The sequence below is a fragment of the Kitasatospora sp. NPDC093102 genome (genome assembly GCF_040683915.1).
Taxonomy (GTDB): Bacteria; Actinomycetota; Actinomycetes; order Streptomycetales; family Streptomycetaceae; genus Kitasatospora.
Window position 1 is genome coordinate 90,182 of sequence record NZ_JBFBFA010000009.1, and the last position, 13,859, is coordinate 104,040.

Annotated in this window: 13 protein-coding genes; 11 read left to right on the forward strand and 2 right to left on the reverse strand. The window is 73.3% G+C overall.

The features are described 5' to 3' along the window. Positions 1-22: 22 nt before the first annotated feature. Positions 23-1,312 carry a serine/threonine-protein kinase gene (locus AB0O11_RS15505; protein ID WP_363386248.1) on the reverse strand — a complete coding sequence of 430 codons (1,290 nt, stop codon included), beginning with the start codon at positions 1,310-1,312 and terminating at the stop codon, positions 23-25. Positions 1,313-1,396: 84 nt separating this feature from the next. Then, a complete protein-coding gene (locus tag AB0O11_RS15510) occupies positions 1,397-2,335 on the reverse strand; it encodes a serine/threonine-protein kinase (protein WP_363386249.1) in 939 nt (312 codons plus the stop codon). Positions 2,336-2,465: 130 nt separating this feature from the next. Between AB0O11_RS15510 and AB0O11_RS15515 the strand changes: the two genes are divergently transcribed. From AB0O11_RS15515 to AB0O11_RS15565, 11 genes are all read left to right on the forward strand, one after another. Next, entirely contained in the window at positions 2,466-4,625 is a 2,160-nt protein-coding gene (locus AB0O11_RS15515; RefSeq protein WP_363386494.1) for a UvrD-helicase domain-containing protein, read from the forward strand. A gap of 180 nt (positions 4,626-4,805) precedes the next feature. Then, positions 4,806-5,285, forward strand: coding sequence for a GreA/GreB family elongation factor (locus tag AB0O11_RS15520; RefSeq protein WP_363386250.1), 480 nt, complete (start codon positions 4,806-4,808; stop codon positions 5,283-5,285). 312 nt (positions 5,286-5,597) lie between these two features. Then, entirely contained in the window at positions 5,598-6,914 is a 1,317-nt protein-coding gene (locus AB0O11_RS15525; RefSeq protein WP_363386251.1) for an MFS transporter, read from the forward strand. Beyond that, positions 6,902-7,741 carry a formate dehydrogenase accessory sulfurtransferase FdhD gene (gene fdhD / locus AB0O11_RS15530; protein ID WP_363386252.1) on the forward strand — a complete coding sequence of 280 codons (840 nt, stop codon included), beginning with the start codon at positions 6,902-6,904 and terminating at the stop codon, positions 7,739-7,741. The genes AB0O11_RS15525 and fdhD overlap by 13 nt, the downstream gene beginning before the upstream one ends. Further along, positions 7,742-8,659 carry a LysR family transcriptional regulator gene (locus AB0O11_RS15535; protein ID WP_363386253.1) on the forward strand — a complete coding sequence of 306 codons (918 nt, stop codon included), beginning with the start codon at positions 7,742-7,744 and terminating at the stop codon, positions 8,657-8,659. 462 nt (positions 8,660-9,121) lie between these two features. Next, positions 9,122-10,771 carry an NRAMP family divalent metal transporter gene (locus tag AB0O11_RS15540; RefSeq protein ID WP_363386254.1) on the forward strand — a complete coding sequence of 550 codons (1,650 nt, stop codon included), beginning with the start codon at positions 9,122-9,124 and terminating at the stop codon, positions 10,769-10,771. Between the two features lie 54 nt (positions 10,772-10,825). Beyond that, entirely contained in the window at positions 10,826-11,095 is a 270-nt protein-coding gene (locus AB0O11_RS15545) for a hypothetical protein (protein ID WP_363386255.1), read from the forward strand. A gap of 62 nt (positions 11,096-11,157) precedes the next feature. After that, a complete protein-coding gene (locus AB0O11_RS15550; RefSeq protein WP_363386256.1) occupies positions 11,158-11,541 on the forward strand; it encodes a winged helix-turn-helix domain-containing protein in 384 nt (127 codons plus the stop codon). A gap of 45 nt (positions 11,542-11,586) precedes the next feature. Next, positions 11,587-11,829, forward strand: coding sequence for a hypothetical protein (locus tag AB0O11_RS15555; RefSeq protein ID WP_363386258.1), 243 nt, complete (start codon positions 11,587-11,589; stop codon positions 11,827-11,829). A 90-nt stretch (positions 11,830-11,919) separates the two neighbouring features. Continuing rightward, entirely contained in the window at positions 11,920-12,489 is a 570-nt protein-coding gene (locus tag AB0O11_RS15560; RefSeq protein WP_363386260.1) for an ABC transporter permease subunit, read from the forward strand. A 14-nt stretch (positions 12,490-12,503) separates the two neighbouring features. After that, positions 12,504-13,859 (forward strand): nitrate/sulfonate/bicarbonate ABC transporter ATP-binding protein, encoded by a 1,356-nt coding sequence (locus AB0O11_RS15565; protein WP_363386262.1) that lies wholly within the window; start codon positions 12,504-12,506, stop codon positions 13,857-13,859.

A 13,859-nucleotide genomic window follows, 5' to 3' on the forward strand; every position in this document is an offset into this window, starting at 1 on the left:
TTCGTGTACAGAGTTCACAGGGTCACGAGGAACCCTCCAGCAGCCGGTCGAGTCGCGCGAGCAACTCGACCGTCCGCACCAGCCCGGGATCGTTCCCCGGCACTGCGGCCCGCTGGTCGTCACGCAGCTCCGTCAGCAGCGTGCGGGCCCTCTCCCGCTCACCGAGCCCGGCGGCGAGCTCCCCGATCCGGTAACGGCTCTCGAAGACGGACACGTGCGCGGCACCGAGAGCCCTCGTCTGGAACGGCAGCAGCGCCTCGTACGCGTCCCGGGCCTCGGTCGAACGCCCCAGCATGGCCAGGCAGCGAGCCGCACCCGCCCGGCAGGCCAGCAGCTCCGGATCGTCGACGGGCCGACTGCCGGCAAGCCTCTCCACCAGCCCTGCGTACCCCTCATGGGCCCGTCCGGGCTCGTCGGCCTCACGCCACCGGTCGTACTGCTCCACCAGCGAGACGACGGATCCCGTCTCATCGCTACCGGCCGCCCCGGCCGACCATCGCCGGCCGATGTCGCGGACCTCATCGGCCGACGGGCGCGCCGCCGGCTTCTTGGCCAGCAGCCGCATCACCAGGTCGGCGAACTCGGCAGGCGCATCCGGCCGGTGCGAGGTGACCGAGGGCGGCTCCTTGAACGCGTGCTGGTACATCAGCATCACCGCATTCGGCGCGGTGAACGGCGCTACGCCGGCCAGCAATTCGTACAGCACGCAGCCCAAGCCATACAGGTCGCTCGCCGCGACCGGACGCCCCTGGGCCTGCTCCGGCGCCATGAAACCCGCGGTGCCGGGCGTGGCGTCGGTCGCGGTGAGCCGAGGCTCGTCCGGGGCGGGCTCCAGCGCCGCCGCGATGCCGAAGTCGAGCACCTTGACCGCGCCCGCCGGGGTGAGCATGACGTTCGACAGCTTGATGTCGCGGTGTATCACGCCCTGGGCATGCGCGTGCGCCAGCGCCTCGGCCGCCTGAGCCGCGACCGTCGCGGCCCGCTGCACCGGAAACGGGCCCCCGTCCTTCAGCGAGGCCGCGAGGGTGTCACCCGGCACCAGTTCCATCACCAGGTAGAGCCGACCGTCGTCGAGCCTGCCACTGTCATGGACGACCGGGACACCCGGGTGACTCAGGTCGGCCGTGAGTTTCGCCTCCCGCCGGAACCGCTCCTCCAGCGCGGCCGACGCATCAGGGTGCCCGTACGGGGCAAGAAACTTCACCGCGACCCGACGACCGGCCGTGCGGTCCCACGCGGCCCACACCTCGGCCATCCCACCTCGCCCCAGGAGGTCCGCCAGCTCGTAGCGTCCCAGGATCTCCCGTCTCACGCGCCCCGTCCCCCGTCACAGTTTCGTTCGCACCGCTACCACCGCCGACCCGCGGCATCCTCTCATCCCCGCGCAACCGTGCGGTCACACGGGGTAGGGGGCCTGCGGCAGCACGAACGGACGGCGGGGATCCTCCGACCCGAATCGACACAGGGCTCCCGGACCCGGCTCCGCCGTGGGCAGGTACGGCCCGAGCGCGCCGTACACCTCGGCGGCCGATCCGGGCCTGCTCTCCCGCTCCTTGGCCAGCAGCGCCGTGACCACCCTCTGGAGACCCGTCGGCACGTCGACTCCGCACTCGGCGAGCAGCGGCGGCCGGCCCTCAAGGTGGCCCGCCACCAGTGCGAGCGGCGTCGGGGCGTCGAAGGGCGGGCTGCCGGCGAGCATCTGGTGCAGCAGGCAGCCCACGCTGTAGAGGTCGCTGCGGGCGTCCAACGCCGGCGCGCCGGCGAGCAGTTCCGGCGAAGCGCACTGGAGGTTGCCCAGCCGCTCGCCGGTCGAGGTGAGCCGGGGACCGCTGTCCGATACCACCTTGACCAGCCCGAAGTCGAGGATCTTGACGACGCCGTCCCGGCCGACCATGACGTTCTCTGCCTTGAGGTCCCGGTGCACCAGGCCCGCGGCGTGCGCTGCGGCCAAGCCCGAACACATCTGTGCCGCCACCGCCACAGCGGACTCGACGTCCAGCCGCTCCTGTTCGTCCAGTAGCTCGCCGAGCGTCGCCCCCTCGACCAACTGCATGACCAGCCAGCAGACCTCATCCGTGATGGCGGCATCGTGAACCGTCGCAACGTTCGCGTGGTCAAGCGCCGCCGCCGCCTTCGCCTCCCGCTCGAATCGGCGCAGCGCACCGTCACGTCCCGCCGGATCGGCCAACAACTCGGCAGAGACGATCTTCACGGCAACCGCGCGGCCCAGATGCCGGTCCCGGCCCTGCCACACATGACCCATGGACCCACGCCCCAGGGGGCGTTCCAGCCCGTAACGCCCCCCGAGCACGGTGCCGCAGCCGATGCGCTCCATGCGTCTCCTCCCGCCTCGGGGAGTTTACGGTAGCCGTCCGCCCGCACCCGGGTGATCACCAAGGCCAGTACAGTGTGCACACTGCCCGACCCGAGTGAGGCGCAAGGGGGCCCGTGTGGCGACGCTGGGTATGCACCGGGACTTCCTGCTGGAGTTCGCGGCGCTGGAGAAGTCCGTGCAGCGGCGGGTGTTCGAGACCTTCGAGAAGTTCACCGAAGCCACGCACACCGGCATCCACCTGGAGAAGCTCACCAATCAGCGGGACCCTCGGATCCGGACCATCCGGATCACCGGTTTCTGGCGCGGGGTGGTCCTCAAGGAGGACGAGGGCGACAGCTACCTGCTCCTGAAGGTCCTCCCGCACGACAAGGCCAACGACTGGGCGTGCAAGCACCGCGGCTCGGTCAACACCGCCACCCAGGGCATCGAGATCCGCAACGACGTCGCGCTGGAACGCGCCACCGAGTCCCTGAGGACGCTGGCCTCCGACGAGCCCCGGCGGCTCTTCGCCGGCCGTTCCGACAAGGTCCTGCGCAGCCTGGGCATCGACGAGGAGATCCTGCCGATCATCCGGCTGCTGCCCGACGAAGCCCATCTGGAGGCCCTCCACCGGGTCCTGCCGGAGCAGCAGTTCGACGTTCTGATCGGCCTCGCGAGCGGGCTGGAGCCGGCCGACATCGACCGTGAGATCGTCCAGGCGTACGCGCGGGCGGCGCTTCCGGTGAGCGCCGCGCAGCCCGAGGACGGGCTGGTCTCGGCGATGGCGCACGCGCGCGGCCGGGTCGCCCTGGTGTCCTGCCCCGAGGAGCTGCTGGAGATCCTGGAGCGCCCGTTCGACGCGTGGCGGATCTTCCTGCACCCGGCCCAGTACCGGATCGCCTACCGGGAGTCGTACAACGGGCCCGCCCGCGTCACCGGCGGCCCCGGGACCGGCAAGACCGTGGTGGCCCTGCACCGCGCCTACCACCTGGCGCGCCGGTTGCCCGCGGACGCACCCGACGGATCGATTCTGCTGACCACCTTCACCAAGGACCTCGCCGCGGAACTGGAACGCTGCCTCACGCTGCTCGTCACGGACGAGCGGACCAGGGCGAAGGTCCGGGTGGTCACCGTCGACGCGCTGGCGAACGAGGTCCTCCGCCGCTCGCGCGGCGGCGCTCCGCTGAAGATCGTCTTCAACCAGCGTGCGGTCCTCGCCCGTTGGGGCCGGATCGCCGACCGGCTCGGGATCGACTTCACCGACGTCTTCCTGGACCAGGAGTGGCGGCAGGTCGTCCTGGCCCAGGCGGTCGAGAGCGCGGAGCAGTACCTGAAGGCACCCCGGACCGGCCGGGGTACGGCCCTCGGTCCGCTGAAGAAGGCCCAACTGTGGCGCGCGGTGGCCGCGTTCGAAGAAGACCTGCGGCAGACCGGCGAGTGGACGTTCCTCCAGGTCTGCGCACAGGCCGCGCGGGTGCTCGACGAACAGGACGACCGCCCGTTCCGGCACGTGGTGATCGACGAGGCACAGGACCTGCACCCCGCGCAGTGGAGGTTCCTCCGCGCGGTCGTCGCGCCCGGGCCGGACGACCTCTTCCTCGCCGGCGACCCGCACCAGCGGATCTACGGGAACAAGGTCTCGCTGCGCTCACTCGGGATCCAGGTGGTCGGGCGGTCCTCCCGGCTGCGAGTCAACTACCGGACCACGCACGAGATCCTCAGCTGGTCCGCGTCCCTGCTCACCGGCGAGCGCCCGGACGACATGGACGGCGGGGAGGAGTCCCTCGTCGGCTACCACTCGACCCTGCACGGGGCACGCCCCGAGACGCACGGTCACGCCGACAAGGCCGAGGAGATCCGGGCACTCGCCGCCCGCATCGAGGAGTGGACCGCCTCGGGGATCGACCCGGAGGACATCGGGGTCGCCGTCCGGACCGTCCAACTCGGCCGCGACATCGCCCAGACCCTGGAGCAGGCCGGAACACCGGTCTACCTGCTCGGCAACGCGCCGTCCCCCGGCGTGCGGATCGGCACCATGCACCGGATGAAGGGGCTGGAGTTCCGCTGCGTCGCCGTGGTGGGCGTGAGCGACGGCCTGGTGCCCATGCGCAGCGCGCTCACCCCGGTGGAAACCGACCCGCAGCAGCACCAGGAGGACCTCAACAGCGAGCTGAGCCTGCTCTTCGTGGCGTGCACGCGCGCACGCGAGGCCCTGCGCGTGTCCTGGCACGGCACACCCAGCGCCTTCCTCGGGCCGGCCATCCCCGCACAGGCGTCACAGCCCCGGCCGGGCGAGCTGCTCACCGGCTGACCGGCCGCCCCGCCGAGTCGCCGAGGAGGCCGTCCAGGACCAGTCCCCCGCGATGCGCCGGCCCGACGCCGGCAGTTCCGCAGCCGAGGCCGGATACGGAGTTGCCCGGGCCCCGGCGGGGTGGGGTAATGGGAGACGGCCGGTGTTCGAGCGTGTGACGAGCAGCCCCGGGAGCTTGGGATGAGCGGTGGGCCGGAACCGATCAGTGCCGAGGGCCTGCGTGCGGTGCAGGAGGAGTTGGCACAGCTGCGGGAGCAGCGGGGGAAGGTGGCCGCGACGCTGCGCGGGATGGAGCCGACGGGGGATTCGGCGGACGCGGCGGACGAGTTGCAGCGGGCGTCGGAGGTGACCCGGCTGGACCGGCGGATCACCGAGCTGGAGACGCGGCTGCGGGAGGCCGAGGTGGCCGGGGAGCCGTCCGCGCGCGTGGTGGGGGTGGGATCGACGGTGACCGTGCGGTTCGGCGACGGCACGGAGGAGACCGTCGAGATCTCGGAGCTGGCGGAGGAGCGGGACCTCACCCTGGTGACCTTCGACAGCCCGCTCGGGAAGGCCCTGCTCGGGCGGCACCCCGGGGAGACGGTGAACTACGAGACCCCGGCCGGCGCGGCCAGCGCGGTCGTGCTGTCGGTGGGCGGCGACGGCCCGCAGACGGGTTGAACCACCGCGGCGGAATTCCCGGCGCAATTCCCGACACAGTTCCCGGTGCAATTCCCGGACAATGAGCGGCCATGCCTGCCGCGCGCTTGATAGGCGCCACTTATACGGTCACAGGGACTGCCTCTTTGACGTGCCACGACGGCATGTCACACACTGAACCAGCGGCCCGGCGGAAGCGTCCGGAATCCCGGAAGGAAGGTGGCCCTCGCCACCCTGTCCCGCACTGTGCCGGATTCACCGAATTCATCGAATTCGCGGGTGTTCCCAGCCGCCCGGGAAGTCCCGCGGAGAGAAACCGAGCAGAGCGAGCAGATGCCCCCGTCCCGCACCGCCCGCTGGCTCCCGGCGGCGGCCGCCGTCGCCGTCGCCGCCTGGGGCGCCAACCAGTTCACCGCACTGGCCACCGTGTACCGGGCGCGCACCGACTGGTCGGCGCTCTCGCTGGCCGCGATGTTCTCGGTCTACCTGGTCGGCCTGGTGCCCGGCCTGCTGCTGGGCGGGCCCGCCGCCGACCGGTACGGCCGGCGGCGGACGGTGCGCGCCGCGCTGGGCCTGTCCGCCGCCGCCAGCGTCGTCCTGGCCCTGGCGGACGAGCCGTCCGTGTACGCCGCCCGGCTGGCCACCGGCTTCGCGGCCGGGCTGGTCTTCCTGGCCGGCACGACCTGGCTGCGCGAGCTCTCCGGGCCCGCCGTCCCACCCGAGCAGGGAGCCCGTCGGGCGATGTACGCCACCGGTACGGGCTTCGCGGCGGGCGCGCTGGCCTCCGGGGTGATCGCCGAGTGGCTGCCCGGCCCGATGGTGCTGCCCGGCCTCGCCCATGCACTGGGCTGCCTGCTGGTCCTGCGGGCCACCCGCGGACTCCCGGAGACCACCCCCGCCGGCGGCGCGCCACCGCACCGCACGGCGGCCGTCCGCCACCCCCGGTTCCGCTACGTCGTCCTCCCCGCCAGCCCGGCCGTGCTCGGCGCCGCCACCGTGGCGTACGTGGTGCTGCCGCCCCTGGTCGCCGACCGGGTGCCCGGCTACGCACCGCTGTTCAGCGGCCTGGTCGCGGCGCTGACCCTGGCCACGGGCGTGGTCGCCCAGCCCTTCGCCGCCCGGCTGGACGACGCGGACAGCGCCCGGGCCACCCTCACCGCGATGGCCACCGTGATCACCGGGCTGCTGCTCGGCGCGCTCGCCGCCGACCGCGACTCGGTGGGCCTGGTGGTGGCCGCCGCCGTCGTCCTCGGCACCGGGTACGGGCTGACGCTCGGCGCGGGACTGCACGAGGTGGAGCGGCTGACCCCGCGGTCCTCCGGGCCGACCTCCGCCTCCGTCTACCAGAGCACCACCTCCAGCGGCTTCCTCACCCCGCTGCTGCTCGCCGGCACCGCCGGCCACGCCTCCTACCCGGCGCTGCTGGCGGGCATGGCGGCCGTCGGCCTGCTCTGCCTGGCGGTCACCGCCGCGCACAGCCGCCGCCACCTGCCCGGACCGGACCACCCCCCGGCGACCCCGGACCGCCCGACGCGCGAGGATGCATCCACAGAGTCCGCACGGACCGGACCGACACCACCGAGCGCCGGACCGACACCGCCGAGGACCGGACCGACACCACCGAGGAGCCGACGACCATGGGCCGAGTGACCGTACCCCGCAGAGTGCTGCGCCTTCGCCAGGGCACGCCCTCCTACCGGCCCGACACCCTGGCCGCCGAGGAGCCGATGGAGATCCGGGTCGGCGGGCGCCCGCTGACGGTGACCATGCGCACCCCCGGCAGCGACTTCGACCTGGCGGCCGGCTTCCTGGTCAGCGAGGGCGTGGTGCACGCGGCCGAGCAGGTGGCCGGCATCCGCTACTGCGCCGGCGCCACCGCCGACGGCGGCAACACCTACAACGTGGTGGACGTCCTGCTCGCCCCCGGTGTGCCCGCCCCCGACGCCTCGCTGGAGCGCAACTTCTACACCACCTCCTCCTGCGGCCTGTGCGGCAAGGCCAGCCTGGACGCGGTGCGCACCACCGCGGCGTGGAGCGTCGCCGAGGACGGGCTGCGCATCACCCCCGGGCTGCTCTCCGCGCTGCCCGAGCGGCTGCGCGCCGCCCAGAAGGTCTTCGACAGCACCGGCGGCCTGCACGCGGCCGGGCTGTTCGACGCCGACGGGCGGCTGCTCTGCCTGCGCGAGGACGTGGGCCGGCACAACGCCGTGGACAAGGTGGTCGGCCACGCCCTGCGCGAGGGCCTGCTGCCGGCCCGCGGCACGGTGCTGATGGTCAGCGGCCGGGCCTCCTTCGAGCTGGTGCAGAAGGCCGTGATGGCGGGCGTCCCGGTGCTCGCGGCGGTCTCCGCGCCGTCCTCGCTGGCCGTGGACCTCGCCGAGGAGAGCGGGCTGACCCTGGTCGGCTTCCTGCGCGGCGACTCGATGAACGTCTACACCCGCACCGACCGCATCGACACCGCCACCAGGGCCGAGTAGATGCTCTTCCGCCAGCTTGAGTACCTCGTCGCGCTCGCCCGCGAGCGCCACTTCGCGCGCGCCGCCCAGGCCTGCCACGTCTCCCAGCCCGCCCTCTCCGAGGCCCTGCGCAAGCTGGAGGACGAACTCGGGGTGCTGCTGGTGCGGCGCGGCCGCACCTACGAGGACCTGACCCCCGAGGGCGAGCGGATCGTGCTGTGGGCGCAGCGCATCCTGGCCGACCGGGACGCCCTGCGGGACGAGGTGGACGCGCTGCGCACCGGCCTGAGCGGACGGCTGCGGATCGGCTCGGTGCCGACCGCCTCGGGTGCCGTCTCGCTGCTCACCGGGCCGTTCTGCGCCGCGCACCCGCTGGCCGCCGTGGAGCTGTCCACCGACCTGCGCTCCGATGAACTCCTGCGCCAGGTACGGAACTTCGAGATCGACGCGGGCATCACCTACCTGTCCGGGCCGGGCACCGACGACCTGCGCACGCTCCCGCTCTACGAGGAGCGGTACGTCCTGCTGACCGGCCCGGCAGACGAGCTGGCCCGGCACCCGCGGGCGACCTGGGAGGAGGCCTCCCGGCTGCCGCTGTGCCTGCTGCATCCGGGCATGCAGGGCCGCCGGGTGCTGGACGAGGTGTTCGCGGGCCTCGGGCTGGAGCCGACGCCCCGGGTCGAGACGGACTCGGTGGCCTCGCTCTTCGCCCACGTCCGCACCGGGCACTGGGCGAGCATCGTGCCGTACGCCTGGCTGCACGTGTTCGGCGTGCCGCACGGGATGCAGGCCGTCCCGCTGGCCGAGCCGGCGCACAGCACGCCGATCGGGCTGGTGATCGCCGCCCGGGAGCCCGGCTCGGTGATGGCCCGCGCACTGCTGGAGGTCGCCCGGCGCACCGAGGTGGCCGCCGTCCTCGGCAGCCTGCCGGGCGCGTGACCGCTCGCCGCGCCTGCCCTTCGTCCGCGCACCCAAAGGTAAAGATTCTACCAAGTGCGCAAGTATGACCCCCGGGCGGGGCTAAGCTCTGACGAGTTGGGGTGAACCGGCGGTCGCGTTGCGCGGGCCGGTGAACTCCTTGCCGCGTCGACGACACGCACCACGGGGTGCGCCGGCCGGGAGGAGGCGAGAGACATGGATTGCAGTAGTCCGGGCCACAGTTGCCCCTACCCCCGCTTGCCCTCGTACACCTCCGGCATGCGGTAACACCTTTCCCTGCACCACGCCCTGACGATCCGTCAGCCGCGACGACACGTCACTTCCGCACGCGGCTCCGCCGTGCCCGCACGCCACCCGTACGGGCCGCGCCGCCGCGCGCCGATGCGCCGTGCCCGCTTGCAGGGAGCGCTGCCGCCTGCCTCCGACCCGCCCCGCCTGTCCGGGGCCCAGGGAGGAACCCCCATGACCACCCACGCCACTCTCGACTCCACGGCCACCGAGGCGCGTTCGGCCGTCCTGGACGACGCGCACCTCGGCGACATCAAGGGCGCCCTCGGCACCATCCGGCTCGACGACGACACGCCCCGCCAGGGCCTGTCCGCGCGGCTCAAGACCCTGCTGGCGATCGTCGGACCCGGCCTGATCGTAATGGTCGGCGACAACGACGCCGGCGCCTTCTCCACCTACGGGCAGGCCGGCCAGAACTACGGCACCCAGCTGCTGTGGACGCTGCTGATGCTGGTCCCGGTGCTCTACGTCAACCAGGAGATGGTGCTGCGCCTGGGCGCCGTCACCGGCGTCGGGCACGCCCGGCTGATCCTGGAGCGCTTCGGCAGGTTCTGGGGCGCGTTCAGCGTGATCGACCTGTTCCTGCTGAACGCGCTGACGCTGGTCACGGAGTTCATCGGGGTCACGCTCGCGGCCGGGTACCTGGGCCTGCCGAAGGTGGCCTCGGTGGTGCTGGCGGCCGGGATCATCATCGCCTCGGCCTTCACCGGCTCCTTCCAGCGCTTCGAGCGGGTCGCCGTGACGCTGTGCATGGGCTCCCTGCTGCTGGTGCCGATCTACTTCATGGTCCACCCGAAGACCTCGCAGATGGCGCACGACTTCGTCGTCCCGAGCATGCCGGGCGGGTCCGGGCAGCTCGCGGCCGTGATGCTGGTGATCATCTCCATCGTCGGCACCACCGTCGCCCCGTGGCAGCTGTTCTTCCAGCAGTCCTACGTCATCGACAAGCGCATCACCCCGCGCTTCATGAAGTACGAGAAGGCCGACCTGTGGATCGGCATCGTGATCGTGATCGTCGGCGCCGCCGCGATGATGGGCTTCACCGCCGCCGCCTTCGCGGGCACCGACGGCTTCGGCCAGTTCTCCGACGCGGCCGCCGTCGCCCGGGGCATCGAGGACAAGGCCGGCCACCTCGCCGGCGTGCTGTTCGCCATCGCGCTGCTGGACGCCTCGATCATCGGCGCCTTCGCGGTGTCGCTGTCCACCGCGTACGCGATCGGCGACGTGTTCGGCATCAAGCACTCGCTGCACCGCGGGGTCAAGGGCGCCAAGGGCTTCTACGGGATCTACGCCGGCCTGGTGGTCACGGCGGCGGCGATCACCCTGCTGTCCACGGACTACACCCAGGGCCTGATGACCCAGTTCGTCCAGGTGCTGGCCGGGGTGCTGCTGCCCTCCGCGACGGTCTTCCTGCTGCTGCTCTGCAACGACAAGGCCGTGCTCGGCCCCTGGGTGAACGGTCCCAGGACCAACGCCTTCACCTCGGCGGTGGTCGGCGTGCTGGTGATGCTCTCGCTGATCCTCACCGCCGCCGTGGTCTGGCCGGACATCAGCTCCGAGGCGATCCTGTGGATCATGGCCGGCTGCGGCATCGCCGGCGTCCTCGTCGCCGGGTACTTCTTCACCTTCGGCCGCCGCGGCACCAAGGAGGACACCGTCGACCGCACCGGCCGGGAGAACTGGCGGATGCCCCCGCTGGAGACCCTCGACAAGCCGGTGATGTCCACCGCCCGCAAGGTCGGCATGGGCGCCCTGCGCGCCTACCTGCTGCTCGCGATGGCCATGGTCGTCGTCAAGATCGTCCAGACCGCGCTGAGCCACTGAGCCGACCGGCTCGCGCATTCCCTGTCCGCTGTCCTGTCACGGAGGTGACCTGCCATGACCATCGTCGCCGCTTTCCGGCCCGCCCGCCCGTCCACCGACCGGGGCCGGCTGCGCTCCGCCCTCGCCGCCGTCGGCCGACGCCTGGCGGCGAGCCCGCTGGACAGCAGCGTCCTCCGGGCCGCCCCGGCTCCGGCCGCCGGCCCGGCGGGCGGGGGCAGCGGCCCGGCGGGCGCGGGCACCGGCGGGCTGCGGGCCCGCTGGCGGACCGTCGCCACCCCGGCCGGGACCACCCGGCTGGAAGCCACCTGGCACCCCGGCCGCTGAGCGGCCCGCGCTGCCCCGTCCGCCCGTCCCCGTCCGCCCAGACCCCGAAGGAGCCCTCCGCCATGGCCCTGCGCTACCCCAGGCTCGACGCCCTCTTCTCGGACCACCCCGCCCCGGACCGGCGCCCGGCCCCGCGACCCGCACCCGCGCCCGGTCTGGTGGTGGACACCGAACAGCGCACCGTCACCGTCGAGGGCCGTCGACTCACCATGCCGTACCTGGAGTTCGAACTGCTCGCGCACCTGGTCGGCAACCCCCTGCGGGTGCACTCCCGGCGCCAGCTGATGGAGACCGTCTGGGGCCGCCCGGACTTCGGCGACTCCCGCACCGTCGCCACCCACATCGCCCGGATCCGGCGCAAGCTCGGCCCCGGGCACCGGGAGGCGATCGCCACCGTCCGGCAGATCGGCTACAAGTACGACCCCCGGCTGGCCCGGACCGTCTGACCCCCGCCCGGGAAAGCACGACGACCACCCGAAGGAGGACCCGCGATGACCCGACCCGTCCTGTTCCCCCGGGCCGGCAGAGGGACTGCGCTGTGCGTCGTCCTGCTGCTGATCACCGCCGAAGGCCTCGCCGTCGGCCTCGCGCCCGGCCCGCTGCGGCTCTTCCTGTCCGGCGTGCTCATCGGCGCCTCGCTCGCCGGGCTGCTGCTCGCCCTGCTGCTGGCCACCAGCCGGCAGCGGGCGGGCGCCGCGGCCCGGCGGCACACCGGATCCGTTCCCGCCCGGTAGGCGCGGGGCAGCGGCCCCCGGGGCGGTACGGGTTTGCATACGGACGTACCGAGGGAGCAGACTGCCCGGGTTTGCGCCGGAGGTACCGCCATGACCCTGCTGAAGTCCGCCCCGGGCCTGTCCCGGGGCTCGCTGCCCGCCCGGACGGCGAGCCGCCTCGGCGGGCGGCTGTGGGTGGACCTCGTCGTCGCGGCCGCCGTCCTGGTGCTGCTCTACCTCGCGCTGCGCCTCGGCCGGGGCGGCAGCGTCCGGTTCTCCACCGCCCGGGACGCGGCCGTCGACACCGACCCGGCCCGGCTGCCCGCCGGCGCCATGGCCGTCCCCGCCGACCTGCGCGAGGCCATGGACGACCTCGGGGTGCGCGGCCTCCAGCGCTGGCGGCGGCTGATCATCCCCGGGATCTTCCCGGCGTACGTCACCGGCGGCATCACCGCCTCCGGCGGCGCCTGGAACGCCTCCATCGTCGCCGAGGTGGTCACCTTCGGCGGCACCACCCTGACCGCGACCGGCCTCGGCGCGTACATCGCCCGCGCCGCCGAGCACGGCGACCACCCGCACCTGCTCGCCGGGGTCGCGGTGATGACCCTGTACGTCGTCGCCCTCAACCGTCTGCTCTGGCGCCGGCTGTACCGGCTGGCCGAGCGCCGCTACTCGCTGTAGTCCGGAGTCCGCCGATGCGCTTCCCGTTCCGTTCCCGCACCGCCGAGCCCGTCCCCGTTCCCGTTCCCGACCGGGACGACGAGGTGCTGCTGGAGACCGTCGGACTGACCAAGGCCTACGCCGGGGCCGCCGGCGAACTGCCGGTGCTCTCCGGCATCGACCTCACCGTGCGGGCCGGGGAGATCGTCGCCCTGCTCGGACGCTCGGGCTCCGGCAAGTCCACCCTGCTGCGCTGTCTGGCCGGCCTCATCCCGCCCAGCTCCGGCACCGTCCGCTACCGCGGCGCCCCGCTCGCCGGCGCCAACCCCGGCACCGCGCTGGTCTTCCAGACCTTCGCGCTGCTGCCCTGGCTGACCGTCCGGCAGAACGTCGAGCTCGGCCTGGAGGCCCGCGGGGTGCCGCCCCGGGAGCGCGCCCGGGCCGCCGCCCAGGCCATCGACCTGATCGGCCTGGCCGGCTTCGAGTCCGCCTACCCCAAGGAGCTGTCCGGTGGCATGCGCCAGCGGGTCGGCTTCGCCCGGGCGCTGGTCGTCGAACCGGACGTGCTGATGATGGACGAGCCGTTCTCCGCGCTGGACGTGCTCACCGCCGAGAACCTGCGCGGCGAGCTGATGGAGCTGTGGGACTCCGGCCAGTTCCCCACCCGGGCCGTCGTCCTGGTCACCCACAACATCGAGGAGGCGGTGCTGATGGCCGACCGCATCGTGGTCCTCGGCGCCCGCCCGTACGGGACCATCCGGGAGACCGTCGAGGTCGCCCTGGAGCGGCCGCGCGACCGCGACTCGGCCTCCTTCGACGAGCTGGTGGACCGGGTGTACCGGATCATGACCGGCCGCCCCAAGGACACCCGCCCGCCCGGCCGCACCGACCCCGACCGCCGCACCGTCGCCGGCACCCCGCTGCCCCCCGCCGGCGTCGACGGCCTCTCCGGTCTCGCCGAGACGATCGCCCACCGGGGCGGGAGCTGCGACCTGGCCGGCCTCGCCGACGAACTCGGCCTGGACATCGACGACCTGCTCCCCCAGGTCGACGCCCTCGACCTGCTCGGCTTCGCCGAGGTCCACGGCGACGACCTGCTGCTCACCGAGACCGGCGCCGCCTACACCGGGGCCGACGCCCAGGACTCCCGCGCCGTCTTCGCCGCCGCGGCCCTGGAGGTCCCGCTGATCAAGCTGATCGCCAACAGCCTCGGCGGCCGGCCCGGCGCCACCGTCCGCACCGGCTTCCTGCGCGACCTGCTGGGCCGCCACTACACCGCCGAGCAGACCGACCGGCAGCTGGAGACCGCGACCGACTGGGGCCGCTACGCCGGGCTCTTCGCCTACGACGCCGACCGGCAGGAGTACCGGACGGAGGCCCCGGGCCGCTGA